Origin of the sequence: Aquitalea sp. ASV11, assembly GCF_016429185.1 — a bacterium.
Classification (GTDB): Bacteria; Pseudomonadota; Gammaproteobacteria; order Burkholderiales; family Chromobacteriaceae; genus Aquitalea; species Aquitalea pelogenes.
Genome location: NZ_JAELUD010000026.1, coordinates 19826 through 45353 on the forward strand (window position 1 = coordinate 19826; position 25528 = coordinate 45353).

Consider the following 25528-nt stretch of genomic DNA (forward strand, 5'->3'; position numbering starts at 1 on the left):
CCGTGCCGGCTGGTGGCCGCAAGCGGTTTACCTGGTCAGGGCGGCTGGCAAAGCGCCATTTTACGGTAGTATCGACGCATAACAAATCAAAATGGGCGCAACACCACATCATGCAGGACATCATTCATTTTGCCCACGCCAACAGCTTTCCCGCGCCGGTATACGGCAAGCTGCTGCGCGCACTGGGCCAGCACTACCAGCTGGGTTGGCTGGATTGCATTGGCCATGACCCGCAGTATCCGGTGACGGACTGCTGGCCGCATCTGGTGGACGAAACCATTGCCGTGCTCAGCCGCTATGGCCAGCCGGTGATTGGTGTCGGTCATTCACTGGGCGGCTATCTGCTGTTTTATGCCGCCATCCGCGCACCACAGCTGTTCAAGGCACTGGTGATTCTGGACTCACCCTTGATGGGGCCGCGCCGTGCGGCGCTGATCTGGCTGGCCAAGAAACTGGGCCTGATCGCCCGCATCACCCCCGGCGGCAATACCCTGGGGCGGCGTGACAGCTGGGCCAGCGTGGAAATGATGCACGACTACTTTGCCCGCAAACCGGCCTTTGCCCGTTTCGATGCGGACTGTCTGGCCGACTATGCCTTGCATGGCAGCGAGGACGACGGCCAGGGTGGGCGGCGTTTGCGCTTTCGTCCGCAAATCGAACACCAGATTTACTGCGGCCTGCCGCATGACTTCCCCTGTTATCGCGGTCAACTGACCGTGCCAACCGCCTTTGTCGCCGCCAGCCGCCATGATGTGGTGCGGCCATCCGACCTGCGCTACATGCAGCGCCACTTTGGCATGCAGCTGCATGAGGTGACCGGCAGCCACCTGTTTCCACTGGAACAGCCACTGGCCACCGCTCATACCATCCTGCAACTGCTGCCCGGCCTGCTGGGAGGAGGCTAGCTGCCTGCCGCGCCGGAATCGTGCACTGCACAAGATCTGGCCGCGGCTGGTGCATGCTGTGTTACCCTAGGCGCAGTTTTTGCCATGCCGCCTCGACGGGGGTGTGGTGTCCGACTGCCTTTTCGTCCCCGCAGCTTCTTCTTGCCCGACTGCCTTTCTGAAGCGCCTGCCCGTTCGATCAGAACGTTTCCTCGCAGTGCAACCCCGCTTCAATCCCTGTAAAGGCGTCCCGGCATGCCCGGCTATCTGACCAAGCAACAAACGGTGTCCGTTGATGGCACCGATTATCTTGTCCGTTCCCTGCTGGATTCCCAGCAATATTCCGACCCGCTGGGCGAAGCCGAACAGCGTGGCATTTCACCGGCCAGCTGGTCCTTGTTCGGCTTGCTGTGGCCCTCTGCCCGCGTGCTGGCCTTGCTGATGAGCAGCGAACCGCTGCGGGGTTTGCGCGTGCTGGAAATCGGTGCCGGTCTGGCCTTGGCCAGCATGGTGGTACATCGCCGTCACGGGGATGTCACCGTCAGTGACTGGCACCCGCGCAGCCCGGATTTCCTGCGGGAAAACCTGCTGCTCAACGACTTGTCACCACTGCAATACCACGCCGGTGACTGGGGTGGCAGCAATCCGGAACTGGGGCTGTTCGACCTGATCATCGGCAGTGACGTGCTGTACGAGCGGCAACAGCCCGGCCAGCTGGCTCATTTTATCGACCGCCATGCCGCGCCCGGTGCCGAAGTCATCATCGTGGACCCGGACCGCGGCAACCGCGCCGGTTTCTGCCGGGAAATGGCGGCACTGGGCTATGGCCATGACAGCCAGCGTGCACCACAAAAGATGGAAAGCGGCGAGGCCTACAAGGGATGCATCGTACGCCTGTCGCGTCAGCGACAGCGCGCACTGGCGCACTAGGCCCGCCAGCCGAGCATCAGCAGCCCGGCCAGCATGCCGCCGCTGGCCGCCAGCAGGGTGGGCAGGCAGCGGCGTGCCAGCGCACTGCCGCCCAGGCTGGCGATCAGGCTGAACTTGAACACATTGTTGGCAGTAATCGCCAGCACCAGCGTGGTGGCCACCTGCTGGCCGTCCAGCCGGTTTTCGCCAAACAGGTTGAAAGCGGTGAGCGAGATGGCGTCCACATCGTTCAGGCCGGAAATCAGCGCCACCACATACACGCCCTTGCTGCCGAACTCGGCATTCAGCCAGGCAGCGCAAAACATCACCAGCGCAAACATGGCACCAAAGCCCAGCGCCAGCTTCATTTCCGAAGGGTTGCTCAGTTGCAGCTCCGGCTGCGGCTGGCCGTTATTGTGCTGGCGCAACTGCCACAGTGCGGCACTCAGGCCGCACAGCAGACCGGGCAACAGCACCCAGGCTGCCGCTGGTAGCACACTGCTTTGCACCACGGCAGCCAGCACCAGCAGCCGCACGAACAGCACCAGATTGGCCAGCAGGATGACGGCCGTGCCCAGGTTCAGCGACAGTGGATTGGCGCGCGCCTCGCGGGCGTAGATCAGGCTGGTGGCGGTGGAGGAAACCAGCCCGCCCAGAATGCCTAGCAAGGGGCCGCCCACGCGCTGGCCCAGTAATTTGACCGCCAGATAGCCGGACAGGCTGATGCCCACGATCAGGGTCACCATCAGCCACACCTGATGCGGGTTCACCGCTTGGTAGGGGCCGAAGGTGCGGTTAGGTAACAGCGGTAATACGATGAAGGACAGCGCGGCAAACTGTAGCAGTGACAGCAGGTCGCGCCGGTCCAGCTTGTGAGTGAGGCCGGACAGCTCGGGCTTGAGGTAGAGCAGGGCGGTGGCGACAATGCCCACTGCCACGGCGACGCCGCCATAACCATGCCATACCAGCGCGCCCAGGCAGTAGATGACCAGCAAGGACGCCACGGTGGTGGTGCGCGGCTCGGTCTTGTCGCTGTCGGCACAGCGTTCCGGCAGAAAGCCGAAGGAAGCCACTGCCAGCAGGCCGACGGTTTGCAGCAGTACGCCATGCGATGCAGCGTCCAGCATGGCGGCCAGGGTGCCGAAAATGGCGGTGAGCGGAAAGGTGCGGATGCCTGCCAGGGTGTGGTGCTTGCGCTCGCGCTCCACCCCCATCAGCAGGCCGATGGCCAGACTGGTGACAAACAGCGGCAGCGTCTCGAAAGGGCTGCCTTTGAGGTTGAGCCAGGTTGCCAGGTCAAAACCACCCATGACTCCTCCTTGTTCTGTCTGGCGCGGCCAGGCAAAAACCTGCTGCAGCGTTGCGCCTCCTTGCCGTACTACTTGTACTGTCGGCGTCGGCGCGCCTTGCCCCAGGGCGCTACGCTATTTTGCTTGGCCGCTCTTGTTATTGTCAGGGCAACCAGTTACGGATGCTTGCTTCAATCCCGGCAGCGTTCAGGCCGCAATCGGCCAGCAATACCGTGGGGTCTCCATGTTCAACATAGTCGTCCGGCAGGCCCAGCAGCAAGGCAGGCTTGACGATGCCCATGGCCTGCATGGCTTCCAGACAGCCGGAGCCGGCACCGCCCATCACCACGTTTTCTTCCACGGTGACAATGTAGTCATGCTGTTCGGCCAGCTGGCGGATCAGCCCGGTATCCAGCGGTTTGACAAAACGCATGTCGGCGACTGATGCATCCAGCGCCTCGGCCGCAGCCAGTGCCGGGGCCACCATGCTGCCAAAAGCCAGAATCGCCACCTTGCCCTTGCCACTGCGGCGCAGCACACCCTTGCCTACCGGCAGGGCAGTCATCTCCTGCTGGATTTCCACGCCGGGGCCGACGCCACGCGGGTAGCGCACGGCGGTGGGGCTGTCCATGCAGAAGGCGGTGTACAGCAGTTGGCGGCATTCGTTTTCGTCGGACGGAGCCAGCACTGTCATGTTGGGAATGCAGCGCAGGAAGGAAATGTCGAAGGCACCCGCATGGGTGGGGCCGTCGGCACCCACCAGACCAGCGCGGTCGATGGCAAACAGTACCGGCAGGTTCTGCAGCGCCACGTCGTGAATCAGCTGGTCGTAACCGCGCTGCAGGAAGGTGGAGTAAATCGCCACCACCGGCTTGGCGCCATCACAGGCGAGACCAGCAGCAAAGGTGACTGCGTGCTGCTCGGCAATGGCCACGTCGAAGTAGCGGTCCGGGTGCTCCTTCTCGAAACGCACCAGGCCGGAACCCTCGCGCATGGCCGGGGTGATGCCCACCAGACGCGCATCCAGCTTGGCCATGTCGCAAATCCAGTCACCAAACACCTGGGTGTACTGCGGCTTGCCACCACTCTTGCCACCGGCCAGGCCATTGGCCGGGTCGAACTTGGTGACGCCGTGGTATTTCACCGGGTCGTTCTCGGCCAGCTTGTAGCCGTGGCCCTTCTTGGTGACGATATGCAGGAACTGCGGCCCTTTCAGGCTGCGGATGTTCTTCAGCGTATCCACCAGCACGTCCAGATCGTGCCCGTCGATGGGGCCGATGTAGTTGAAGCCGAATTCCTCGAACAAGGTACCCGGCGTGAAGAAGCCCTTGACGTGCTCTTCCACCTTGCTGGCAATTTCCTTCAAGGGCGGGGCCATGCCCAGCACCTTGCTGGAGCCCTCGCGCATGGCGGCGTAGAAGCGGCCGGACATCAGCTTGGCCAGATAATTGTTCAGCGCGCCGACATTGGGCGAAATCGACATGTCGTTGTCGTTGAGGATCACCAGCAAATCGGTATCCATCGCCCCGGCGTTGTTCAGCGCCTCGAAAGCCTGACCGGCAGTCATGGCGCCATCACCGATGATGGCCACACACTTGCGGTCCAGCCCTTGCAGCTTGGCGGCGGCCGCCATGCCCAGCGCAGCACCGATGGAGGTGGACGAATGGCCCACGCCAAAGGTGTCGTAGGGCGATTCCTCACGCTTGGGGAAGCCCGCCAGCCCGCCTTTCTGGCGCATGCTGCCCATGCGCTCGCGGCGTCCGGTGAGGATTTTGTGCGGGTAAGTCTGGTGGCCCACGTCCCACACCAGACGGTCGTCCGGAGTGTTGAACACGTAGTGCAGGGCGATGGTCAGCTCGATGCTGCCCAGGTTGGAGGCAAAATGGCCACCGGTCTTGCTGACCGTATCGACCAGGAATTCGCGCAGTTCCGTCGCCAGTTGCGGCAGTTGCTGGCGGCCCAGCGCACGCAGGTCGGAGGGCTGATGAATGGTGTCGAGCAGCGGAGTCATTGTTGTTCTTCTGCGGTTAAAACGAGCGGGCCACGATGTAGTCGGCCAGTTGTTTCAGTCGGTCGGCAGCCGGGCCAAAGTCTTCCAGCGCGGCAAAGGCCTGCTCGCGCAATTCGCGGGCAAATTGCTTGGCCTCGGCCAGGCCCATCAGGCTGACATAAGTGGGCTTGTCATTGGCGGCATCCTTGCCGGCTGTCTTGCCCAGCGTGGCGGTGTCGGCTTCGCAATCCAGCACGTCATCCACCACCTGAAACGCCAGACCAATGCGCTTGGCAAAGATATCCAGCTGTTCGGTCTGCTTGGCCGACAGGGGCTGGCCTGCCATCGCGCCCAGCAGCACCGCCGCGCGAATCAGCGCACCGGTTTTCAGCATGTGCATGAATTCCAGCTCGGGCAGGTTCAGCGTCTGGCCCACGCTGGCCAGGTCAATCGCCTGGCCACCGGCCATGCCGCCGTGACCGGAAGCACGTGCCAGCGTGTGGCACATGGCCAGCTGGCTGGCCGGGCTGACACCTTCCATCGGGGTGGCAATCAGCTCGAATGCCAGGGTTTGCAGTGCATCACCCACCAACAGGGCGGTGGCTTCGTCGAACTCCACATGACAGGTGGGCTTGCCACGGCGCAGCACATCGTCGTCCATGCAGGGCAGGTCGTCGTGTACCAGCGAATAGGCGTGGATCATCTCCACCGCCGCCGCCACGCGTGCCAGGTTCTCTGTGCTGGCACCGCTCAGTTCACCTGCGGCAAAGGCCAGCAGCGGGCGCACCCGCTTGCCGCCTTCCAGCGTGGCATAGCGCATGGCCTGATGCAGGCGCTGCGGCAAGGTGTCGGCCGAGGGCAGAAAGCGGGCGAGGGCGGTTTCCATGGTTTGCTGGATCTGCGTCATCCAGCCGATGAAGGATTCATTGGCCATTACTGAGGTCCAGCGGTTTGAGTTCGTCGTTTTCCAGAATTTTCAATTGCTGCTCGGCGTCGGACAATTTGCCCTGGCAGAACTTGATCAGCTCCACGCCTTGCTTGTAGGACGCAAGTGCAGTCTCCAGCGGCACATCGCCGCCTTCCATCGCCTGGATGATGTCCTCCAGCTGGGCCAGCGCGGTTTCAAAGCTGGCCGGGGCTTTGGCGGATTTCGCCATGGCGTTTTCCTTGTCGCAAAATCGGTAGTCGGCCATTTTATTCCATTTCCACGGCAACACGATATTTTTGTCTGCGCGGCAAGGGGCAGGAAACTGCTTCAACAATGCCCGCCGTATGGTGTAGGGTTCCGCCTGTTTGCCTGATTTTGACGAGGTTGTGACGTGTCCCACCCCCCCTGCATTCTGATTACCGGCTGCTCCAGCGGCATTGGTTACCACACGGCAATACTGTTTGCCCAGCGTGGCTGGCGCGTGTTTGCCAGCTGCCGCCGCACCGAGGACGTAGCCCGGCTGCAGGCCGAAGGGCTGGAAAGCCTGCAACTGGATGTCACCGACAGCGCCTCCATCCACAGCGCCCTGCAAACCGTGCTGGCGCAGACCGGCGGGCGGCTGGATGCCCTGTTCAACAATGCAGGTTTCGGTCAGCCCGGCGCGGTGGAAGACATCCACCGCCAGGCCATGCGCGAGCAGTTCGAAACCAATCTGTTTGGCCCGTGGGAACTCACCAATGCCGTGCTGCCCGTCATGCGCGCCCAGGGCCATGGACGCATCATCTATAACAGCTCCATCCTGGGTTTTGCCGCCATGCGCTGGCGCGGCGCCTACAACGCCAGCAAGTTCGCCATGGAAGGCATGTGTGACACCCTGCGGCAGGAGCTGCACGGTACCGGCATTTTTGTCTCGCTGGTGGAGCCGGGGCCGATTGAAAGCCGCTTCCGCCCCAATGCCCTGCAACGCTTCTTGCAGAATGTGGATGTGGCCGGCAGCGTGCATCGCGCAGAATATGAGCGCCAGCTGGTGCGCCTGAAAAAAGAAGGCCACGCCGCGCCGTTCACCCTGCCCGCCACCGCGGTGGGCGAGGCGGTATGGCAGGCGGTCAACGCCAGCCGCCCCAGGGCGCGTTATCGCATTACCAAGCCCACCAAGGTGTTCTGGGTGCTACGCCGGGTGCTGTCCACCCGCGCTTTTGACTGGGCGCTGCGCAAGGCGGTGTAACTCTGTACAAGGGCCGCTGGCAGGAGCTGCCTGACGGCACTGCGGGTATCTGATGGATATTGCGCAGAGATGAGACATGCATGGCTGGTGGTATTTACGCTTGCCGCCATGTTTTGCTAATACTAGGGCTTCAATTGGCAATAAAGCATATGCTTTTTGAATAATGCATGGCCTGCGATGCTACGACTAAAGTTGAATTGCTTTAACTGTAAATATTTTAAAAGCTGCGTAAATTGCACCTTAATTCCGGCCATTATCTTCAATAACAAATTTCCCCCTGAAAATTCTTTACTGTAATGAAACCATGGTTATACTCGTACCCATGCTTGCAGTATTGCTTTATCGATTGACTAGTAAAAGCAGCCATCGGGGGTAGTGAATGTTTAATAAAAAACTGCATGAAAAAATTGACCAGCAAGCAGCCATGCTGGATCAGCAAAAAGCGATACTGGATGCCATCCATGCCTCTACCGCCAGCGTCACATTCGATTTGAATGCCAATGTGGTGGAGTCCAACGCCCTGTTTCAACAGGTGATGGGTTATAGCGCATCCAGCTTGTCAGGCATGAACCATCGTGCCTTCTGTGAACCCGGCTATGCCGGGTCGCCAGCTTACCAGGCATTCTGGCAATCGCTGCGCGAAGGCAAGCCCTTCATCGGCCGGGTCAAGCGCCTGCGCAGCAATGGTGACGAGGTTTGGCTTGAGGCCACCTATAACCCGATCAAGGACGCCAGCGGCAAAATTACCGGCTTTATCAAATTTGCCACCGACATCACCCCGCGCGTGCAAGAGGCCTCGCGCAACCGCGCAGTGCTGGACGCGGTGAACCGGGTGATGGCCAGTATCGAATTCACCCTGGATGGCACCATCACCAAGGTCAATGAGAACTTCCTCAAGGTGATGGGTTATCAGGAAGCCGAATTGATCGGTCAGCCCCACCGCCGACTGTGTACACCAGAGTTTGCCAATAGCCGGGAATACGCCCAGCTGTGGGATCAACTGCGCAGCGGTCGCTTTTTCTCCGGCCAGATCAAACGCATTGCCAGGGATGGCAGCGAGCGCTGGCTGGAAGCCAGCTACAACCCGGTGTTTGATGAAAGCGGCAAGGTGGTATCCGTCATCAAGTTTGCCACCGACATCACCCCCAATGTGCAGACCCAGAAACAGGAACGCGACAGCGCCTTGTTTGCCTTCAACACCTCGCAGCAAACCCGTCACTGGGCAGAAGAAGGCGTCAACAACATCAGCGACAGTGTCAGCAATATCGAAAACATGGCCAACGAAATTGCCACTGCCGCCCAAAGCGTGCAGTCACTGGGCAAGCACTCCCAGCAAATCGGCACCATCGTGCAAACCATCAAGGACATTGCCGACCAAACCAATCTGCTGGCCCTGAATGCTGCCATCGAAGCCGCCCGCGCCGGTGAAACCGGCCGTGGCTTTGCCGTAGTGGCGGACGAAGTGCGCAAGCTGGCCGAGCGCACCTCGCTGTCCACTGCAGAAATCTCCGGCATGGTTACCGCCATCCAGAACCAGACCGGTACTGCGGTGAACAATATGGACCAGATCAAGACCCTGGTGGAAGGCAGTGTCGATCAGGTCAACAAGGTGGGCGATGTCATCAACCAGATCCGCCAGGGAGCGGATTCGGTGGTCACTGCCATCCAGCAGATGGCGCTGGACAAGGGCGTACAGGCCGGCTGATTCCGCCTTCCTCCACTAGCTGAAACACGCCGCAGTCACCATCACCGCGCTGATGGGCTGCGGCGTTTCAGTTTGTCTCTCCTCTGCGTGCCATCTCCCGCCACGCCTGCTTGTTCATGCGCTGTGCCAGTTGCGCATGGCAGGCCGCCACCAGTTTCAGCAAATCCCCGTTCTGCATGCCCAGGCCCTTGGGCTGTGCAATTTCATCTGCCAGCGCCTGCAAGGGTGTGGCGCTGCATTCCAGCGCGCTGAGTCGGCCATGGCTATGGCGGCGCGGGTGGTCCGGGGTGTAATCCAGCGTCAGCAGCCAGTGGGTGTGCTGCCAGTTTTCTTCCTGTTGCAGCACGGTTTGCAGTACGGCATGGCTGATTTGCTGACCGGCTTCGGCGGCCATGGCGAGTGCCTGTTCCCAGCGCGGGGCGTGGGGTGGCAGCTGGTGCAGGGCGGGGAGCAGTTCGCGGCTTAGCCAGCGGCGTAGCTGGCGGGCGGCGGGTTTGCGGCTGCGGCGCAGGGCTTGCAGCAGGGCGGGCAGTGGCCAGCTGGGTGGGGTGTGTTCGTCGGGCTGGTGTGCGTGTGTTTGCAGTTGCTGGCGCAGTTGTTCGGTGCAGCGTGGGCCGATCGCGGCGGCGAGGTCGGCGATGGCGAGCAGGGGTGGGGTGTGGTGGAGGGTGAGGCGGATGGGTTTGCCGAGGTAGTGGAGGGTAAGGGGTGGTGGGGGCTGGGTGGTTTTGGTGTTAGCGGACATGGCGATGTCTCCATCAATATGGTGGTAGAGGATTTCCTGTCCGGATAATCAGGTCGCCAAACCTGGTTGCGCTGTTTAAGTGCAACTCGCAAAGGCTAAACAGCAAGCGGGTGAGTCGCAAGGGTTTACGGTGTGAGGATGGCTGGCAAGTAGTGTAGGAAATGGTTTTGTATCCGCTTTGCGGATGATGATTTTGCTGCCGCGTCCGCGCGGCGGCGGGGCAGGGGCCTTTGCTTGGCCAAAGGCCCCTTCCAACCCCAAAGGCCACCCCACAAGCATGGCCTGCGGCTTCCCTCCGGGGCCTGACACTGCTGCGGCACGGCTGGAACTCGCGATTGGCTATCGTCCAATCGCTCAGACAGCCAGCCGCTTAAAACCGCAGCAGCGCCACCCGTCGGCAAGCTTGACGGGGCCGGGGGCGCGTTGGTGCGGAGGCTCAAATAGTATTTAGTTTCTTCCATTTGATGCCACATTTACCGAAAATTACACTGAATTTTGTTAATAGAAAATATTAACGAAGACGAAGATACCAAATATTTTAGTGCAAAATTTGTAAAATTAATCACTGCTATGTGTACTTTTTATTCTTTTGATTTGTTTTTTATCGTATCTTGTAAAGCTGCAATGAATATTATTAAAACCAAATCAATGATGGCAGTAATGCCATATAGAAAGATAAAAGTAGAAAAAAGTAGGCTGGGCGAGCCTGTTAATCTGGAGATGAATGCAATTAAGAGGCATAGAATTAGAATTAGTAGGGAGAATGCCATGTTGCCGTTAATGTATGCGACAGGACTGGCTATTCCTATACTTTCCAAATAGGTGAAAAAAACCCTAGACATCCCGAAAATCAGTGCATAAACTCCAATGCCAAAGCCAATAAGACTGGGGTATCCAGAAATTACATATCCATCAACATCTTCGGCTTTTATATTATGCGAGTATCTGACTGATATCCAAGATATTGTAAGTGCGATTAAAATTCTTGGTGCAAGTCTTGATAGATAGTTTTGCCATTTTGTGCCTGCGGCTATGGAGCTTGGGGTGCCTTCTGAAGCATATAATGATAAAATTATCAGTATTGTATTGAGGATGGGTATTTTCAATAGTAATGACCGTATTTTCACAATCAATCACCTCCAATTGCTTGGTTGTTTGCCTGGTCAATACTTGCTCTTATTTTTTCTCTGTATTGCTCGTCTGATGAATTTCCTCTTCTTATGTCAATATTTACTGGATGATCTTTCATTCTGAAAATACGTCTTTTTATATTATCATCAATATTGCGCAAATAATTTATTCGTGCATCTCCAAATTTCTTTGCCAAATCAAGTAGTGCACGGCAAATTGTTGAAGGAGATGTCATGCCCCCGTTGGCTCCTTTCTCTACATGAGAAACCGAGATAATACCTTGCTCTCGCATCTCGTTTTCATAATCCTTAATCACTCCGGCAAGCATTTTGTCAGGATTGGAAAATGTCACATTTACTTCAATTCTGTTGAATGAGTGCGCATTTTCAAAAACATCGTTTAAAGCATCGGAGGATGTTAAGCATATGACTTTTAAAACATGATTTGGGAAGTTGTGATTAGCAATTGTATTTAGTGAAAAAATCAAAAAATCTTCTAGGTTACTAACTGACGGTAGTTTTTGTGAATTATCACCTATCGCAATGATGTGTGATCTGCAATCGAATAGGTAGTCGAAAAAATATCTCTTTGAGGATGAGTCATCATCTCCTTGAAATTGAATCTCGCCAGATTTTCTACTGACGACAGCGTCAACTTTGTCAAATTTCATCAATTTTCCATAAACGTGATCTTTTGAAATTCGTTCTGGATGAATTGAATCAAAGTCAAAATAAAAGTCACTTTGAAGCGGAAACGAGTAATCTATTGATGTCGTGTCTTTTCTATTTTCTTTAAGTAATTCGAAAAGTTTGAAGTAGCCATCAGTACCAACAAATCCATATTCTGGTTTGATGGGAAGTAATTCAATATTAAAGTAGTAATGTGATGCCATTGTATATCCAATTAAAATTGATTATGCCAAAAGAGTAGTTTGTATGTTAATTGGAAAATGCTTTAAATTCAATGCTCTCAGCCACATCTAGTAATGACTATTTGTGCCTCTGAGCTTCTCGTTTCACTACTGAAAGTTGCGGTAGCAAGGCCGGCAGTGCTGTCTGTATGGTGTCCCACACCACATCCAGATTGATTTCAAAGTATCCATGTGCCATCCGATTGCGCATCCCTCTGATAGAGTGCCACGGCACTGTGCTGTGCACCTCAACGAACCTCGGATAGCCGTCCATCAGCTTGGTCACTGCTTCGCCGATGATGATCAGGCACATGATGACAGCCCGCTGGGTCTTTTTGTCGGCAAGAAATTCTTCTTTGGACATGCCCGCCACGAAATCACAGGCGTCAGTCGCTGCCTGCTGCATGTGGTCAAGGTAATCGGTCACGCGGTGGTCTGCGCTCATACGGGCTGTGCCTCTGCCAGCACCTCGGCCCGGAATTTCAATGGCAGGTCATCAGGCGTCAGCAGGTCGACATGCAGGCCTAGCAGCGATTCCAGCTCGACTTGCAGGCCGCCAAGATCAATCAGCGTTGCACCGGGCAAGGCATCTACCAGCAAGTCGATATCGCTGCCTTCGTGGTCGGTGCCGTGCAGTACCGAGCCGAATACGCGTGGGTTGGTGGTGGGGAATCGGGCTACCGTAGCGCGGACAGCGGCGCGCTGCATTTCCAGCACAAGGGAGGGGCGCATGGGCATTCTTTCAGGTAGAAAGCTGCTGAAATGTTAAGCGATCAACCATGGCTCTCCAAGGACTATTTTCCGGTGCGTGCATGCAGCAATCCACGTGGTCTTGCAGCACCTCGTCTGGCTCTCTTTCATGCCAGTTGGCGATAGCTGATACAAAAAAGCCCACCATCCGGTGGGCTTTTACTACTTGTCCGTGACAAGCCAGCCATGGCTTGTCATTGCGCCAACCCGCTACACCGAAAACTTCCCCGCCAGCTGCGTCAACTGCGATGACAGGGTTTTCAGGCGGTTGACGGTTTCGCTGGAGCTTTGCACCACCCGGCTGTTTTCCTCCGACATCCGCGCCACTTCCTCCACATTCCGCGCAATATCCTGGCTGGTCTGGCTCTGCTCGCTCAGGCGAGTGCGGATATCGGCCACGGCCACGCATGCCTGGTTGATCTGCTCCCGGATGGCATCCATCACCTGATGCGCCTGGTCAGCCTTGCTTTGGCCTTGCTCCACCGTGCCACGGCTGCTGCTCATGTGCCCTGCCACATGCTGGGTGGTGCCCTGGATTTCCTGCACGATGGTGGTGATTTCGGTGGTGGAGTGGGCGGTGCGTTCCGCCAGTTTGCGTACTTCGTCGGCGACTACGGCAAAGCCGCGTCCGGCCTCGCCGGCGCGGGCGGCTTCAATGGCGGCATTCAGGGCCAGCAGATTGGTCTGGTCGGCCACTTCGTGAATCACATCCACAATGGTGACGATGGACTCGGACTGGCGGGTGAGCTTGTCGATGGTGCCGGCCACTTCATTGATGGAGGCCACAATGCTGCTCATGCTGTGGCCTGCATCGCCTATCACTTCCACCCCGGTGAAGGACTGGCTGACTGCATGGCGGGTCAGCTGGTCTGCCTGCGCCGAACGGTCGGCACTCACTGACAGGCTGGTGCTCAGTTGTTCCACTGCGGCGGCCATGTCCGAGGCGGCGTCATGTTGCTGTTCACTGCCGCGCGCGACATGGCGGGCACTGGTGGCAACTTCGCTGGCTGTTTCATCCAGCTGATGCGAGGTGGCAATCAGGCTGCTGACGGTTTCGTGCAAGTTGTTGCGCATGGTGCGTATCTCGGCCAGCAGGCTGTCTGTTGCTTCGTCACGCAATTTGATTTCGGTATCCAGTCTGCCGCTGGCAATCTGCTGCACCACTTTTTGCACATAGAAGGGGTCGCCACCCAGTTGCATGGTGATGGACATGTACAGGGTGACAAACAGATAGGCCGACAGCAGCAGGGTGAACAGGGCGCAGGCCATGTAGATGTTGCGCTGGAGCAGGATGTGTCCCAGCCGTACATGCAGCAGGGATTCAAGCTGATCCAGGGTCACTTGCTGCAGTGCCAGTGCGCTTTGTATGGTGCCCTCTTGCAGGCCGCCCGCAGTTGCTGCCGTACCGCTGATGGCCTTGTCCAGTTGCTGGCCATTGGTTTTGGCCTGATTAAGCAGCTGTTCCTGGCGGCTGTTGAGTACCGTTTTCAGTTGCGGGTTGTAGGCGGTGGCTTTGGCAAAGTCATCCTGCATGCCGGACAGGGCGTCATCCAGCAGGATGCGCAGCTCCACTGCGGTGTCGTGGTCCTTGGCGCTGAGTGGCTGGCTGGCGGATCGCTCCAGCAGGGCGTTGCTGCGGGTGGCGCGTATCAGCCAGTTGGGCCATTTCACCGTGACGGCGTCCATCAGGTAGTAGGTGTCGATATCCGGGTCCAGCGTCAGGTTGGATTGATCGCTCACCCGGCCGATATGTTCATTCAGGCTGTCACTCAGCTTGTCCAGATTGTCGGCGCTGGCGCTGGTCTTGACCGCTTGCCAGGCAGTGTTCAATGCGCTCCAGCTGGTGTCTACGGTTAATTGAGCGCCAATGTCGGTTTGCACGGCATTTACCGCGCCCCAGGCCTGTTCCAGATTGGCCGCGCGGGCCTGTCCTTTTTCTGCCAATACCCGCTGCTGCTGGATTTGCGCCAGCAAAGCCATGCTTGGTTTCAGGTATTGCGTGCCTATCAGTTCCTTGCTGGAGAAGTCGGCATTGTCCTGATTGCTGCGGTACAGCCCATAAGTCAGATAGGACAGCGCAATGGCGAATACCGCACCGATGATGGCAAAGCGGCTGGGGTAACTCATGTGTCGCATGGCTTTGGCTACGATCTGGAACATGGCATTCTCGCTAAGGGCTGTGATGGTGATGCTTGCTAGGTTATGCGGTACATTCGTCGGGACGAGTCTGCGCGGTGAATGTCAATCATTTTTTATCAGAGCAGATTGATTTAAAGAGGCATAACGGAACAGATGGTTGATTGCGTGTCTCCTTTTAAATATCAATGAATGATGCATTGGCTGATTTGATTTTTATGTGGCGGTCTTCCCCAGCATAGGAAAGATTGCAAAAGAATGCAGGGCGTGCGAGTTTTTTCTGTTATTTGCTTGAATGGTTAGGGACAGTTTGTAAATAATTTGATAAATGAATTGGCTAGTCAGCAGGATAAAGCCAAGGCACTTATTACTGGAATGAGCCATAAAAAAAGCCCACCGGTGGTGGGCTTTTGTCTAAGTGAGGAGCAGTCAGGCCAGCTTGGCCAGCTGACCTTTCACCTTGTCCATCTTGTCGTTCAGCTCGGCCAGTTGCGCCTTGTCACGCTCCACCAGATGCGCCGGGGCCTTGTCCACATAGCCCGGTTTTTCCAGCTTGGCGGTCAGCTTGGCCAGTTCGGCGTCCAGTTTGCCTAGTTCCTTGGTGAGGCGGGCGCTTTCGGCGGCCTTGTCCACTTCCACCTTCAGCATCAGGCGGGCGTTGCCGGAAATGGCCACTGGCGCGTCGTCTGCCGGCAGGGTGGCAACAATGCTGCCTTCGGTCAGACGGGCCAGCAGCTTCAGGTAAGGGATGAAATCCGCTACCGAGGCATCGCCGGTTTCAATGAACAGCGGGGCCTTCACGGCCGGGCCGATGCCCATTTCGCCACGCAGGTTGCGCACGGCGTTGACCATGTCCTTGAAGGCATCCATGCGCGCATTGGCTGCGGCATTGATCTTCTCCGGCACGGCCACCGGCCATTGCGCCAGCATGATGGAGTCGGTGTGCTTGGCATTGGCCAGCGGGGCGACGGTTTGCCACAGCTCTTCGGTGATGAAGGGCATCAGCGGGTGGGTCAGGCGCAGGGCCACTTCCAGCACGCGCACGATGGTGCGGCGGGTGGCGCGCTGCTGGGCTTCGTTGCCGTTTTGCAGCTGTACCTTGGCCAGTTCCACATACCAGTCGCAGTACTCGTTCCAGATGAACTCGTAAATCACCTGGGCGGCCAGGTCGAAGCGGTAGGTTTCCAGCGCATTGGTGACGTCGGCTTCGGCTTGTTGCAGGCGGCCGATGATCCACTGGTCAACAAAGCTGAATTCCAGCGGCAGGTTTTCATCCTGACCGCAGTCCTTGCCTTCCACGTTCATCATCACGAAGCGGGTGGCATTCCACAGCTTGTTGCAGAAGTTGCGGTAGCCTTCTGCCCGCTTGAAGTCGAAGTTGACGCTGCGGCCCAGGGTGGCGTAGCTGGCCATGGTGAAACGCAGTGCGTCGGTACCATAGGCCGGAATGCCTTCCGGGAACAGCTTTTCGGTGGCCTTGGCAATGGCCGGGGCTTTTTCCGGACGGCGCAGGCCTGTGGTGCGTTTTTCTACCAGCGGTTGCAGCGCGATGCCGTCGATCAGGTCCACCGGGTCGATCACATTGCCTTCGGACTTGGACATCTTCTTGCCTTCGTGGTCGCGCACCATGCCGTGGATGTACACGTCGCGGAACGGCACCTTGCCGGTGAAGTGCTTGGTCATCATGATCATCCGGGCAACCCAGAAGAAGATGATTTCATAACCGGTCACCAGCACATTGGAGGTGACAAAGGCGTTCAGTTCCGGGGTTTCTTCCGGCCAGCCCAGGGTGGAGAAGGGCACCAGGGCGGAGGAGAACCAGGTGTCCAGCACGTCCTGTTCGCGGCGCAGGGTCTTGCCCGGGGCCTTGGCCTGGGCTTCTGCTTCACTGCGGGCAACCACGATATTGCCGTCTTCGTCGTACCAGGCCGGAATCTGGTGGCCCCACCACAGCTGACGGGAGATACACCAGTCCTGGATGTTCTTCATCCACTGGTTGTAGGTATTGACCCAGTTTTCCGGGATGAAGCGCACTTCGCCGGATTCCACGGCTTCAATGGCCTTCTGGGCGATGGACTGGCCGGTAGCGTCGCCTTCGCCCACCTTGCTCATGGCCACGAACCACTGGTCGGTCAGCAGGGGTTCGATGACGGTGCCGGTACGGTCGCCACGCGGCACCATCAGCTTGTGCGGTTTGGTGTCCAGCAGCAGGCCCTGGGCTTGCAGGTCGGCCAGCATGGCCTTGCGTGCTTCCTGGGTGCTCAGGCCGGCGTAGGCGGCCGGCAGTTCGATGCTGCCCTGGGCGCTGCCGTCAAAGCCGAAGATCTGCGCCTTGGCCAGGATGGTGGCTTGCAGGCTCATCACATTGATGAGCTGGGTGTTGTGGCGCTTGCCTATTTCATAGTCGTTGAAGTCGTGCGCCGGGGTGATCTTGACGAAGCCGGTGCCGAATTCCTTGTCCACATAGCTGTCGGCAATCACCGGGATGGTGCGGCCGGTCAGCGGCAGTTGCAGCTGTTGGCCCAGCAGGTGCTGGTAGCGTTCGTCTTCCGGGTTGATGGCCACAGCCACGTCGCCCAGCAGGGTTTCCGGGCGGGTGGTGGCAACGGTAACAAATTCGTCGCTACCTACTACCGGGTATTTGATGTGCCACATGTGGCCGTCTTCTTCCTCGGAAATCACTTCGAGGTCGGAGATGGCGGTGCCCAGCTTGGCATCCCAGTTGGACAGGCGCTTGCCACGGTAGATCAGGCCTTGTTCGTACAGGCGCACGAATACTTCGGTCACCACTTCGGCGCGCACGTCGTCCATGGTGAAGTATTCACGGCTCCAGTCTACCGAGCAGCCTACGCGGCGCATCTGGCTGGTGATGGTGCCGCCGGATTTTTCCTTCCATTCCCACACCTTGGCGGTGAACGCTTCGCGGCCCATGTCGTGGCGGTTAATGCCTTGTTCGGCCAGCTGGCGTTCCACCACGATCTGGGTAGCAATGCCGGCGTGGTCGGTGCCGGGAATCCATACCGTGTTATCGCCCTTCATGCGGTAGTAGCGCGTCAGGCCATCCATGATGGTCTGGTTGAAGGCGTGGCCCATGTGCAGGGTGCCGGTGACGTTGGGCGGCGGCAGCTGGATGGCGAAGGACGGCTTGGTGGTGTCCATGCTCGGCTTGAAGTAGCCGGCCTGTTCCCAGTGTTGGTACCAGCGGCGTTCGATATCGCCCGGTTCAAAGCTCTTGGCAAGTTCCATGGTGGTGAATGGTGCGTCTTATGCTGAAAAAATGGGTCGATTATACCCTTTTTTGCGGTGTTCTCCGAGTCACGGCTCGTGGATGCCCGCTTGTCGGTTTAATCCAACCGTTACTGACATAAAGTTCAGCTTCGTCAATAATGAAGCCAAATTCTTGATGGACAGCAATTCGCCATGACTAGCGTTGCACCCCGGATTCTTGTGATTGAGGACAGCCTGATGCTGATCCGCCCCTTGTGCCGTCTGGTCAACAAGCAGGGCTTTACTGCCGTGCCGGTGACCAGCCTGGCCGAAGTGCGGCAGGCGCTGGCCGAGGATCCACGCTTCATGGCGGCGGTGGCGGATTACTGTCTGCCGGATGCGCCCAGTGGCGAGGTATTGCCCTTGTTGCTGGAAAACCGTATTCCCACCGTGGTGCTGACCGCACATAACGACATGCAAACGCGCGAGCGGGTGCTGGCCATGCCGGTGGTGGACTACATCCCCAAAGAAAGCCCTTCGGCGTTTGAGTACGTGATGAAAATGCTGCGGCGCATTCGCGTCAACCCGGGTATCAAGGTGCTGGTGGTGGACGATTCACAGGCGGTGCGGCAGTTTTTGCGCCTGCAGCTGGAGCGCCATCTGTATCAGGTGATCGAGGCCCCTGATGCCGAGCAGGCACTGGCGTTATTGCGTCGCGAGAGCGATATCCGCTTGATTCTGACCGACCACGACATGCCGGGCATGGATGGTGTGCGCATGACCAGCACGGTGCGCCGTTTCCTGGACCATACCCGGCTGGCCATCATCGGCATTTCCGGTAGCCAGGACCCCACCATGACGGCCCGTTTCATCAAGGCCGGGGCGGATGACTACCTGCAAAAGCCTTTCAATTACGAAGAGTTTTTCTGTCGCGTTACCCGCAATGTGGAGTTCGTGGAAAACCTGCAGGCACTGCAACAGTCCGCCAACAAGGACCACCTGTCCGGCCTGTCAAACCGGCGACACTTTTTCGAACTGGCCAGCGGGCTGCGCCACAATATCGGCGTAGCGGTGCTGGACATCGACCTGTTCAAGCGCATCAACGACAGTTATGGGCACGATATGGGCGACCGGGTAATCTGCCAGACGGCGCGCTTGCTGGAGTCCTTCTTTCCGGATGACATCATTGCCCGCTTCGGCGGCGAGGAGTTTGTCATCCTCACCCAGCAGGTTGACCCCCCGGTGATGCTGGCGCAGCTGGACAAGCTGCGTCGCGCACTGGGCAATCTGGACATCACCACCCCGCAAGGGGATTTGCGCTTTACCGTCAGTATCGGCATGGCTGCGATGGAGGAGGGCGATCTGGGCAGCCTGCTCAAACAGGCGGACAACTTCCTGTATCAGGCCAAGCATGGCGGGCGCAATCAGGTGTGTGGTGGCATGGTGGGTATGCCGCAGGGTGCGTCACCCGCTACGCCAGCCTGAGCGGACAGGCTGCTGCTGCGCAATGCCGCAGCAGCTTTGTGCTCAGCGTTTATTAATGAACGGCAGAGCGGGAAAACAGGTTCAGCACCAGCACGCCGCCAATGATCATGGCCATGCCGATGATGGCGGGCAGGTCCAGCTTCTGGCCGTACAACTGCCAGGCCACGATGGAGACCAGCACGATGCCCACGCCGGACCAGATGGCGTACACCACCCCCACCGGCACATGGCGCAAGGTCAGCGACAGCATGTACAGCGACAACATGTAACCGGCGGCCGTCAGCAACGAAGGCCCAAGCCGGGTAAAGCCTTCGGTCAGTTTCATCGATGAGGTGGCCACCACTTCAGCCACAATGGCAATGCTCAGGAAAATCCAGGCCTTGTTCATGTCGGTCTCCCTTGGTTTATTTGCTTTGTGTTGCCACAGTTTGCCTGCCTTGCATGACACGCTGACGTAGCCGGTCATAAGCCAGGTTGAATACATAGGTGTAAGGCAGGAAGAAGGCGAAAAAGCCCAGGTCCAGCAGCAGGGCCTGCCATAGCGAAACCTGCAGCCACCACGCGGCCAGCGGCACCAGCATCACCACCAGTCCGCCTTCAAACAGCACGGCATGGGCACTGCGCACCCACACCGTCCGCTGCAGGCCCCAACGTCGTTCCGCTCGCTCGAACAGGGCGTTGAACAGCATGTTGAACAACATGGCCACGCAGGACATCATCAGCGCCAGCGCGCCCATCTGGCCCATGCCGCTGCCGGTCAGCAGGGCGGCCAGCGGCACCAGCATCACCATGGCGCAGACTTCATACAACACGGCATGCAGAATGCGTTCGCCGACGTGTTTGTTGTTGCTGGCAGACATGGTGCGGTCCTTTCCGGTGCAGATATCAGGTGGGTTCGGGTGACATTCTGATTGGTTTGTCGGATAGTTGAAAAATAAAATCCATCGGAGAAACCGATATGTCCTGGTCGCTAGATGCCATCGCCGCCTTCAGCGCCGCGGCCGAGCTGGGTTCGTTTTCTGCTGCCGCGCGCCGTCTGGGCAAGAGTCAGTCCACCATCAGCGAGGCGATTGCCAACCTGGAAATCGACCTGGGCGTCAGCCTGTTCGAGCGCAGTGGCAGACAGCCGGTGCTCACCCCGGCCGGGCAGCAATTGCTCAGCCATGCCCGCCAGTTGCTGGAGGCGGGCGATGCGCTGAGCCGGGTGGCCGGGCTGTTGGCAGGCGGGCTGGAGCCGCGGCTCACCATCGTGTTGTCCGATACCTTTCAGTCTGAATCACTGGAGCAGATGCTGCGGCTGTTCGAGCAGCAATTCCCGGCACTGGAGCTGGAAACGCTGGTAGCGGAAAAAGAAGATGTGATTGATCTGGTGGAAAGTGGCCGTGCCCAGCTGGGTTTTGTTTCCGGGCTGGCGCGCTATCCGGCGGATATCGGTTATTACCCCATGCCGGATGCCAGCCAGAGCAGCCTGTATGTCAGCAGCAACCATCCGCTGGCCGGCCTCGCCAGCGTCAGCCGCGAGCAACTGGCCGCCGAGCGCGAGCTGCGGCTCAACACTTACTACGGCCCTCCCAGCGCCACGCTCAGTGCACGTTGCTGGTCTGCTCCCAGCTACCTGCTGCTGCTGGAAATGACGCGGCTGGGTTTTGGCTGGTCCGAACTGCCCAGCTGGCTGGCCGTCAACTTTGGCGGGGATGAGCTGACCGAGCTGAAAGTGGCCGGCTGGCCCAAGGCAGTGCAGGTGGATCTGGTGTGGTCGCAAGCGCGCCAGCCCGGCCGGGCGGCATCCTGGGTGCTGGCGCAGTTGATGGGCGATCAGTAAGTGGAAGAGAAAGTCTTGAAGGATTTTCTCTGCCACTAATATAGTTGGTCAGCGCAGCGCCAGTACCATTCCATTTTTAGAATGGTATAGCGTGGTGAACAGCCTGTTGTAATCGGCCGAGTCCGCTATCATACCGTTAGGCGTGATTAACAGCTTGCTGTGATGACTTTGCAGATACTGTTTCATTTCATTGGCAGGAATAAGGTGGCATTTTCCCCGATTGCATTGGCGTAGCGCAGAGAAGCGTCCTGGGCCAAAATGTTGACCATAGACCATGCCATCAAAATAAAAGGTTAGGGTTTCTAGATCAATATTTACCAGACTGTTCCCGTATTTGGCCCGCTGTGTATTAGCAAACGCAAACAAGTCATAACCTGAGCGCGATTCTAGAATCTGTTGCCATTCATTGTATTGATCACGAACTTGCAGGGCAGTTTTATGAACAAGATTGACAAGAACGGCAACCATCAGGAAGGTGCCAACCCATCTCCAGTTGTATGCTTTGCTCCCTGATTTTTTCTCCCGGTACTGGCTCAGCCAAGCAGCAATATCAGCAGCCATCAGACATAGCAGATAAATGCCAATGCCACTGATCGGGGCCAGATAACGGTCTACCTGAGTTACAAAGAACCAGAACATGAAGTACAAGATGATGCCGAGCAATGCCGCACGCTCACCCTTGTTCAATCGTGGCCAGCGATAGAGGATGCACGGAATCAACATCATGGATTTCATTCCGGCCTTGGCGATGGCGCTGGGGATGTATTGCAGGGTGCGGTGAGTACCATAGGTGGCTTGTTCTGCTTTTTGAGCCAGCAAGTCCTGCGCATTCCACAGGTAGTAGCCAAAGATATTGCCACCCGCGGGGTGGATGGGGTCACCTGAAATCAGGAAGGCGCGCAGATACCATCCACCGCCAACAACCAGTGACAGCATGCCACTGCCGAGTACGCTCCGCAGATCTCGCCCGAACAGCAGTATCGCGAGATAGGCCCCTGCCACATAAACCACACCAAAGTATTTGGTTCCTATAGCCGCACCAGCATACAGGGCGACCAACATGTACCAGCGTTTGTTGAGCTGCGGTGCATTGAACAGGCAAATGAATGCTGCCGACATGGCAAAGCAGTACAAGGCAAGCACTTGGTCGATATAGGCGTAACCCAGCGTATGTTTCAGCGGGGCCAGAACGCCCAGCATGGTGAGGGCGATGAAACCGGGCCACTTGCCGGATACCTTGCTATCCAGCAAACCTTTCACTCCCAGCCACATGATGAAGACCGGCATGGCCATCCAGCTTTGAGCTACCAGTGTGCCTTGTTCTTTATCCAGAAAAACAAAGCCGGTTGACATCAGTAGTTCGGAAAATTGTGGGAAGAGCGGAAACCGGATGTAAGGGTTGATATACAGCGCAGCATGGTGAGCATAGCCAAGTGCCAATGGCAGGTGATACATGGTGTCATCACTATGGCCGGAAGCACGAGCGGGCAGCAGTAAAAAACAACCCAGTCCCAGCAGAATCAGGACCGCTTCCAGACGGCTGTACTGTCGGAGGAGATTTCCCAATGCAAGGCAACTGCGGTCAAACAGCAGCGCCAGTAATATTGCAAGCCCTGCAATGATGCCAAGCGGGGTCAGCAGTTGCAAAAGCCCCAGCACGAAGAGGAGCAGACTGAAGCAGACGTAGCCGGAGGTAGCTGCAAGTGACAGAGTCAGGCTTGGGTTGTCGATCTGAATGTCAGCTTGCCGAAGAATTCTTTTGTTTGCCAGCAGGCCGATCAGCATGCAGGTAAGTAGCAGTGCCAGAAAGGTTGCAATTGGTAGCAGAAGATTGGGCATTAGAGTCCCTTGGCCCTTGTGTTGAATATGATCCTGCTGCTGAGCAGGTAGTTGGATATCAAACCTGCAATGCTGCCAGCGGCCAATGCGAACAAGGCAATGTGCGGTAATTGATGGAAGAAATTGAGAAGTAGCAAAGATACGCCCAGATTGAATGCACCACCCAGTGACATGGACACAAAGTAGAACAGCAACTCCTTTGGCCACGGATGACGTGACGGGCGTTGCTTAAAGGTCCAGGATCGGTTCAGCAGCCAGGTTGTGCACACGGCCACGACGAATGAAAGTAGCCTTGCCAGATAAAACGGCATGAATGAGCTGAAGAGTAAATAACTGCCATAGTCAGCCAGAAAGCCGGCAACACCTACAATACCAAACTGCAGGAAACGCATGCTGGGCATCATGTTTTTGGAATCGCCAGATAAGACAGCCGCTTGCTTTCGTGTCGGCCCTTGGTGACGTTATCCAGAATCAAGCCAGTTACGCAGGACAGTAGTGCACAAATCATGATGGACGCGCTGAGGACAGCCGTGGGGAAGCGCGGAACTTGTCCTGTTTGTATGAACGTCAGCAGGAGCGGCAGGGCCAATAGTACCGACAGCATGCACAGGAACAATGCGGTAAGACCGTAGAACTGCATCGGTCGCTCATGTACATACAGTTTGATGATGGTCTTCAGAATGCGCCAGCCATCGCGATAGGTAGACAGTTTGCTGCTGGAGCCTTCAGGGCGCGAGCCATAAGGTGTAGCGACTTCGGCATAGGGCATGCGTAATTCCAGTGCATGTACGGTGAGTTCGGTTTCGATCTCGAATCCCTGCGAAATGGCGGGGAAAGACTTCGCATAACGTCTTGAAAAAGCACGATAGCCTGACAGCATGTCAGTAAACTGCCCGCCAAAAATTTTCTGTACGCTGCCCGTCAGCATTTTGTTTCCAAGCTGGTGGCCATTTCGATAAGCAGCTCGACTGATTTCCTCTGTTACCACCCTGCAACCGACTACCATATCGACACCTTCATCTATTACCTTGTCGATAAGCTTGTGCACGGACGCTGCATCATAGGTGGCATCACCGTCCACCATGACATAAATATCGGCTTCTACATCGGCAAACATGCGACGAACCACATTGCCCTTGCCCGGCAAATTGACATCAATCACCGTTACACCTAGCTCTAGCGATACTTCTCTGGTTTTGTCAGCTGAATTGTTGTTGAAAACGTAAATGTCCATTTCAGGCAGGGCCTGGCGAAAATCTCGGATGACCAAGGGAATGGCAACTTCTTCGTTATAGCAAGGCACGACCAAGGCAATTTTACGGTCTCTGTACATGATGTGTCGCGTGTCCAAATCCTGATGATTGGTGGTCATTTTATTGTGTGAGGAGAATTTCGCAAAATGATTAAGGTAAATTTACTTCCCTTGTCTTGCTACTACCCGTTGATCAGCCAGCAAAACACTGCGTTCTGCCGATTGTTCTTGTTGCACCGGGCTTTGCCCATACTATGCAACAACGCTGGTTTACTTTCGCAATCCTCCGGTCAGCCCGGCTGACCCTTACCAAGGCGCACTCATGACTGATTTGTCCTCTTTCGCCATTACCGGCAAATGGCCGGCGCAACATCCGGACCGTCTGCAACTGTATTCGCTGCCCACGCCCAATGGTGTGAAGGTGTCCATCATGCTGGAGGAGTGCGGCCTGCCGTATGAGGCGCATCTGGTCAGCTTTGAAACCAACGACCAGTTCAGTCCGGCGTTCCTGTCACTCAATCCGAACAACAAGATTCCGGCCATCCTCGACCCCAACGGGCCGGATGGCAAGCCGCTGGCCTTGTTCGAGTCCGGTGCCATCCTGCTGTATCTGGCGGAGAAGACCGGCAAGTTCCTGCCAGTTGATGCGGCGCTGCGTTATGAAACCATCCAGTGGCTGATGTTCCAGATGGGCGGGATTGGCCCGATGTTTGGCCAGCTGGGCTTCTTTCACAAGTTTGCCGGCAAGGATATCGAGGACAAGCGTCCGCGCGACCGCTATGTGGCAGAGTCGCGCCGCCTGCTGGGAGTGCTGGACGCCCGCCTGAAAGGGCGTAGCTGGATCATGGGCGATGAGTACACCATTGCCGACATGGCCATCCTGCCCTGGGTACGCAATCTGGTGCAGTTTTATGGTGCGGGCGAGCTGGTGGGCTATGCCGATTTTGTCGAAGTACAGCGTGTGCTGGAGGCATTTGTTGCCCGTCCGGCGGTGCAGGCCGGCCTGAACCAGCCGCCGCGCGCCTGATGATGCATGGCGGGCTGGCAGCCAGCCGGCCCGCTTGTGGCTTTATATCCGCTTGAGCAGGCGTACCACCAGCAGCAGTGCGCTGGCTCCGGCGGTGGCCATGATGATGTGGCCAAGCATGCCGTGGACGCTCAGGCCCAGCACACCGAACAGATAGCCGCCGATATAGGCGCCGATGATGCCGATCAGCATGTCGCCCAGCAGTCCGAAGCCTTCTCCCTTGATCAGCAAACCTGCCAGCCAGCCGGCGACAATGCCGACAATCAAGAACCAGAACAAGTGCATGGCCGTGTC

23 protein-coding genes and 1 pseudogene are annotated in these 25528 nt (G+C 57.4%); 7 read left to right on the top strand and 17 right to left on the bottom strand.

All coding sequences use genetic code 11. The annotated features are described in order from the left end of the window. Positions 1-110: 110 nt before the first annotated feature. On the top strand, positions 111-905 hold the full coding sequence (locus JHD62_RS10370) for an alpha/beta fold hydrolase (RefSeq protein WP_199102827.1): 795 nt from the start codon (positions 111-113) through the stop codon (positions 903-905). A 234-nt stretch (positions 906-1139) separates the two neighbouring features. Beyond that, entirely contained in the window at positions 1140-1814 is a 675-nt protein-coding gene (locus JHD62_RS10375) for a methyltransferase (protein ID WP_199102828.1), read from the top strand. On the opposite strand, the gene JHD62_RS10380 is transcribed toward JHD62_RS10375, so the two are convergent. The 4 genes from JHD62_RS10380 to JHD62_RS10395 all read right to left on the bottom strand — a co-directional run bounded on the left by JHD62_RS10380 (position 1811) and on the right by JHD62_RS10395 (position 6229). Next, on the bottom strand, positions 1811-3103 hold the full coding sequence (locus JHD62_RS10380; RefSeq protein WP_199102829.1) for an MgtC/SapB family protein: 1293 nt from the start codon (positions 3101-3103) through the stop codon (positions 1811-1813). The genes JHD62_RS10375 and JHD62_RS10380 overlap by 4 nt on opposite strands. 142 nt (positions 3104-3245) lie before the next feature. Then, positions 3246-5093 carry a 1-deoxy-D-xylulose-5-phosphate synthase gene (gene dxs / locus JHD62_RS10385; RefSeq protein ID WP_199102830.1) on the bottom strand — a complete coding sequence of 616 codons (1848 nt, stop codon included), beginning with the start codon at positions 5091-5093 and terminating at the stop codon, positions 3246-3248. A gap of 16 nt (positions 5094-5109) precedes the next feature. After that, positions 5110-6006, bottom strand: a complete 897-nt coding sequence (locus JHD62_RS10390) for a polyprenyl synthetase family protein (RefSeq protein WP_199102831.1) — start codon at positions 6004-6006, stop codon at positions 5110-5112. Beyond that, positions 5996-6229 carry an exodeoxyribonuclease VII small subunit gene (locus tag JHD62_RS10395; protein ID WP_045845349.1) on the bottom strand — a complete coding sequence of 78 codons (234 nt, stop codon included), beginning with the start codon at positions 6227-6229 and terminating at the stop codon, positions 5996-5998. The genes JHD62_RS10390 and JHD62_RS10395 overlap by 11 nt, the downstream gene beginning before the upstream one ends. 162 nt (positions 6230-6391) lie before the next feature. Here JHD62_RS10395 and JHD62_RS10400 point away from each other — a divergent pair, with 162 nt between their 5' ends. Then, positions 6392-7225, top strand: coding sequence for an SDR family NAD(P)-dependent oxidoreductase (locus JHD62_RS10400; RefSeq protein WP_199102832.1), 834 nt, complete (start codon positions 6392-6394; stop codon positions 7223-7225). A gap of 454 nt (positions 7226-7679) precedes the next feature. After that, positions 7680-8846, top strand: a pseudogene (locus JHD62_RS22980) (methyl-accepting chemotaxis protein); the annotation flags it as partial. 151 nt (positions 8847-8997) lie between these two features. Here JHD62_RS22980 and JHD62_RS10410 read toward each other — a convergent pair. From JHD62_RS10410 to JHD62_RS10440, 7 genes are all read right to left on the bottom strand, one after another. Further along, positions 8998-9675, bottom strand: coding sequence for a hypothetical protein (locus tag JHD62_RS10410; RefSeq protein ID WP_199102834.1), 678 nt, complete (start codon positions 9673-9675; stop codon positions 8998-9000). A 581-nt stretch (positions 9676-10256) separates the two neighbouring features. Beyond that, complete coding sequence (locus JHD62_RS10415) at positions 10257-10781, bottom strand: hypothetical protein (RefSeq protein ID WP_199102835.1); 525 nt, start codon at positions 10779-10781, stop codon at positions 10257-10259. A 23-nt stretch (positions 10782-10804) separates the two neighbouring features. After that, a complete protein-coding gene (locus JHD62_RS10420; protein WP_199102836.1) occupies positions 10805-11698 on the bottom strand; it encodes a DUF4747 family protein in 894 nt (297 codons plus the stop codon). A gap of 97 nt (positions 11699-11795) precedes the next feature. After that, positions 11796-12143: a DUF86 domain-containing protein gene (locus tag JHD62_RS10425; protein WP_370541052.1), complete on the bottom strand. Its 348-nt coding sequence runs from the start codon at positions 12141-12143 to the stop codon at positions 11796-11798. 14 nt (positions 12144-12157) lie between these two features. After that, positions 12158-12448 carry a nucleotidyltransferase family protein gene (locus JHD62_RS10430; protein ID WP_199102838.1) on the bottom strand — a complete coding sequence of 97 codons (291 nt, stop codon included), beginning with the start codon at positions 12446-12448 and terminating at the stop codon, positions 12158-12160. Between the two features lie 228 nt (positions 12449-12676). After that, on the bottom strand, positions 12677-14626 hold the full coding sequence (locus tag JHD62_RS10435; RefSeq protein ID WP_199102839.1) for a methyl-accepting chemotaxis protein: 1950 nt from the start codon (positions 14624-14626) through the stop codon (positions 12677-12679). Between the two features lie 405 nt (positions 14627-15031). Next, a complete protein-coding gene (locus JHD62_RS10440; protein ID WP_199102840.1) occupies positions 15032-17848 on the bottom strand; it encodes a valine--tRNA ligase in 2817 nt (938 codons plus the stop codon). 174 nt (positions 17849-18022) lie between these two features. On the opposite strand from JHD62_RS10440, the gene JHD62_RS10445 reads away from it, so the two are divergent. Next, a complete protein-coding gene (locus JHD62_RS10445; protein WP_199102841.1) occupies positions 18023-19294 on the top strand; it encodes a diguanylate cyclase in 1272 nt (423 codons plus the stop codon). A gap of 52 nt (positions 19295-19346) precedes the next feature. Here JHD62_RS10445 and JHD62_RS10450 read toward each other — a convergent pair whose 3' ends face one another. Both JHD62_RS10450 and JHD62_RS10455 read right to left on the bottom strand, forming a co-directional pair. Continuing rightward, positions 19347-19682 (bottom strand): multidrug efflux SMR transporter, encoded by a 336-nt coding sequence (locus JHD62_RS10450; protein WP_199102842.1) that lies wholly within the window; start codon positions 19680-19682, stop codon positions 19347-19349. A gap of 16 nt (positions 19683-19698) precedes the next feature. Then, on the bottom strand, positions 19699-20154 hold the full coding sequence (locus JHD62_RS10455) for a multidrug/biocide efflux PACE transporter (RefSeq protein ID WP_199102843.1): 456 nt from the start codon (positions 20152-20154) through the stop codon (positions 19699-19701). 98 nt (positions 20155-20252) lie between these two features. Between JHD62_RS10455 and JHD62_RS10460 the strand changes: the two genes are divergently transcribed. Further along, positions 20253-21116 (top strand): LysR family transcriptional regulator, encoded by an 864-nt coding sequence (locus JHD62_RS10460; RefSeq protein WP_199102844.1) that lies wholly within the window; start codon positions 20253-20255, stop codon positions 21114-21116. A gap of 48 nt (positions 21117-21164) precedes the next feature. Here JHD62_RS10460 and JHD62_RS10465 read toward each other — a convergent pair whose 3' ends face one another. The 3 genes from JHD62_RS10465 to JHD62_RS10475 are packed head-to-tail and all read right to left on the bottom strand — an operon-like array spanning position 21165 to position 24327. Further along, positions 21165-22955 (bottom strand): hypothetical protein, encoded by a 1791-nt coding sequence (locus tag JHD62_RS10465; protein WP_199102845.1) that lies wholly within the window; start codon positions 22953-22955, stop codon positions 21165-21167. Beyond that, positions 22955-23347, bottom strand: coding sequence for a GtrA family protein (locus JHD62_RS10470; RefSeq protein WP_165494181.1), 393 nt, complete (start codon positions 23345-23347; stop codon positions 22955-22957). The genes JHD62_RS10465 and JHD62_RS10470 overlap by 1 nt, the downstream gene beginning before the upstream one ends. Positions 23348-23355: 8 nt before the next feature. Continuing rightward, positions 23356-24327 carry a glycosyltransferase gene (locus JHD62_RS10475; protein ID WP_233160831.1) on the bottom strand — a complete coding sequence of 324 codons (972 nt, stop codon included), beginning with the start codon at positions 24325-24327 and terminating at the stop codon, positions 23356-23358. Positions 24328-24529: 202 nt separating this feature from the next. Here JHD62_RS10475 and JHD62_RS10480 point away from each other — a divergent pair, with 202 nt between their 5' ends. Continuing rightward, positions 24530-25234 (top strand): glutathione S-transferase N-terminal domain-containing protein, encoded by a 705-nt coding sequence (locus JHD62_RS10480; protein WP_199102846.1) that lies wholly within the window; start codon positions 24530-24532, stop codon positions 25232-25234. A 42-nt stretch (positions 25235-25276) separates the two neighbouring features. On the opposite strand, the gene JHD62_RS10485 is transcribed toward JHD62_RS10480, so the two are convergent. Then, positions 25277-25519, bottom strand: a complete 243-nt coding sequence (locus JHD62_RS10485) for a GlsB/YeaQ/YmgE family stress response membrane protein (protein ID WP_199102847.1) — start codon at positions 25517-25519, stop codon at positions 25277-25279. Positions 25520-25528 lie beyond the last annotated feature (9 nt).

What these genes read in the sequence shown, in the direction of transcription:
- JHD62_RS10370 (WP_199102827.1), top strand. Translation starts at nt 111, where the DNA reads ATGCAGGACATCATTCATTTTGCCCACGCCAACAGCTTTCCCGCGCCG.
- JHD62_RS10460 (WP_199102844.1), top strand. Translation starts at nt 20,253, where the DNA reads ATGTCCTGGTCGCTAGATGCCATCGCCGCCTTCAGCGCCGCGGCCGAG.
- JHD62_RS10380 (WP_199102829.1), bottom strand. Translation starts at nt 3,103, where the DNA reads ATGGGTGGTTTTGACCTGGCAACCTGGCTCAACCTCAAAGGCAGCCCT.
- JHD62_RS10470 (WP_165494181.1), bottom strand. Translation starts at nt 23,347, where the DNA reads ATGCGTTTCCTGCAGTTTGGTATTGTAGGTGTTGCCGGCTTTCTGGCT.
- dxs (WP_199102830.1), bottom strand. Translation starts at nt 5,093, where the DNA reads ATGACTCCGCTGCTCGACACCATTCATCAGCCCTCCGACCTGCGTGCG.
- JHD62_RS10480 (WP_199102846.1), top strand. Translation starts at nt 24,530, where the DNA reads ATGACTGATTTGTCCTCTTTCGCCATTACCGGCAAATGGCCGGCGCAA.
- JHD62_RS10485 (WP_199102847.1), bottom strand. Translation starts at nt 25,519, where the DNA reads ATGCACTTGTTCTGGTTCTTGATTGTCGGCATTGTCGCCGGCTGGCTG.
- JHD62_RS10450 (WP_199102842.1), bottom strand. Translation starts at nt 19,682, where the DNA reads ATGAACAAGGCCTGGATTTTCCTGAGCATTGCCATTGTGGCTGAAGTG.
- JHD62_RS10375 (WP_199102828.1), top strand. Translation starts at nt 1,140, where the DNA reads ATGCCCGGCTATCTGACCAAGCAACAAACGGTGTCCGTTGATGGCACC.
- JHD62_RS10445 (WP_199102841.1), top strand. Translation starts at nt 18,023, where the DNA reads ATGACTAGCGTTGCACCCCGGATTCTTGTGATTGAGGACAGCCTGATG.
- JHD62_RS10430 (WP_199102838.1), bottom strand. Translation starts at nt 12,448, where the DNA reads ATGCGCCCCTCCCTTGTGCTGGAAATGCAGCGCGCCGCTGTCCGCGCT.
- JHD62_RS10410 (WP_199102834.1), bottom strand. Translation starts at nt 9,675, where the DNA reads ATGTCCGCTAACACCAAAACCACCCAGCCCCCACCACCCCTTACCCTC.
- JHD62_RS10435 (WP_199102839.1), bottom strand. Translation starts at nt 14,626, where the DNA reads ATGTTCCAGATCGTAGCCAAAGCCATGCGACACATGAGTTACCCCAGC.
- JHD62_RS10420 (WP_199102836.1), bottom strand. Translation starts at nt 11,698, where the DNA reads ATGGCATCACATTACTACTTTAATATTGAATTACTTCCCATCAAACCA.
- JHD62_RS10455 (WP_199102843.1), bottom strand. Translation starts at nt 20,154, where the DNA reads ATGTCTGCCAGCAACAACAAACACGTCGGCGAACGCATTCTGCATGCC.
- JHD62_RS10395 (WP_045845349.1), bottom strand. Translation starts at nt 6,229, where the DNA reads ATGGCGAAATCCGCCAAAGCCCCGGCCAGCTTTGAAACCGCGCTGGCC.
- JHD62_RS10465 (WP_199102845.1), bottom strand. Translation starts at nt 22,955, where the DNA reads ATGCCCAATCTTCTGCTACCAATTGCAACCTTTCTGGCACTGCTACTT.
- JHD62_RS10440 (WP_199102840.1), bottom strand. Translation starts at nt 17,848, where the DNA reads ATGGAACTTGCCAAGAGCTTTGAACCGGGCGATATCGAACGCCGCTGG.
- JHD62_RS10475 (WP_233160831.1), bottom strand. Translation starts at nt 24,327, where the DNA reads ATGACCACCAATCATCAGGATTTGGACACGCGACACATCATGTACAGA.
- JHD62_RS10390 (WP_199102831.1), bottom strand. Translation starts at nt 6,006, where the DNA reads ATGGCCAATGAATCCTTCATCGGCTGGATGACGCAGATCCAGCAAACC.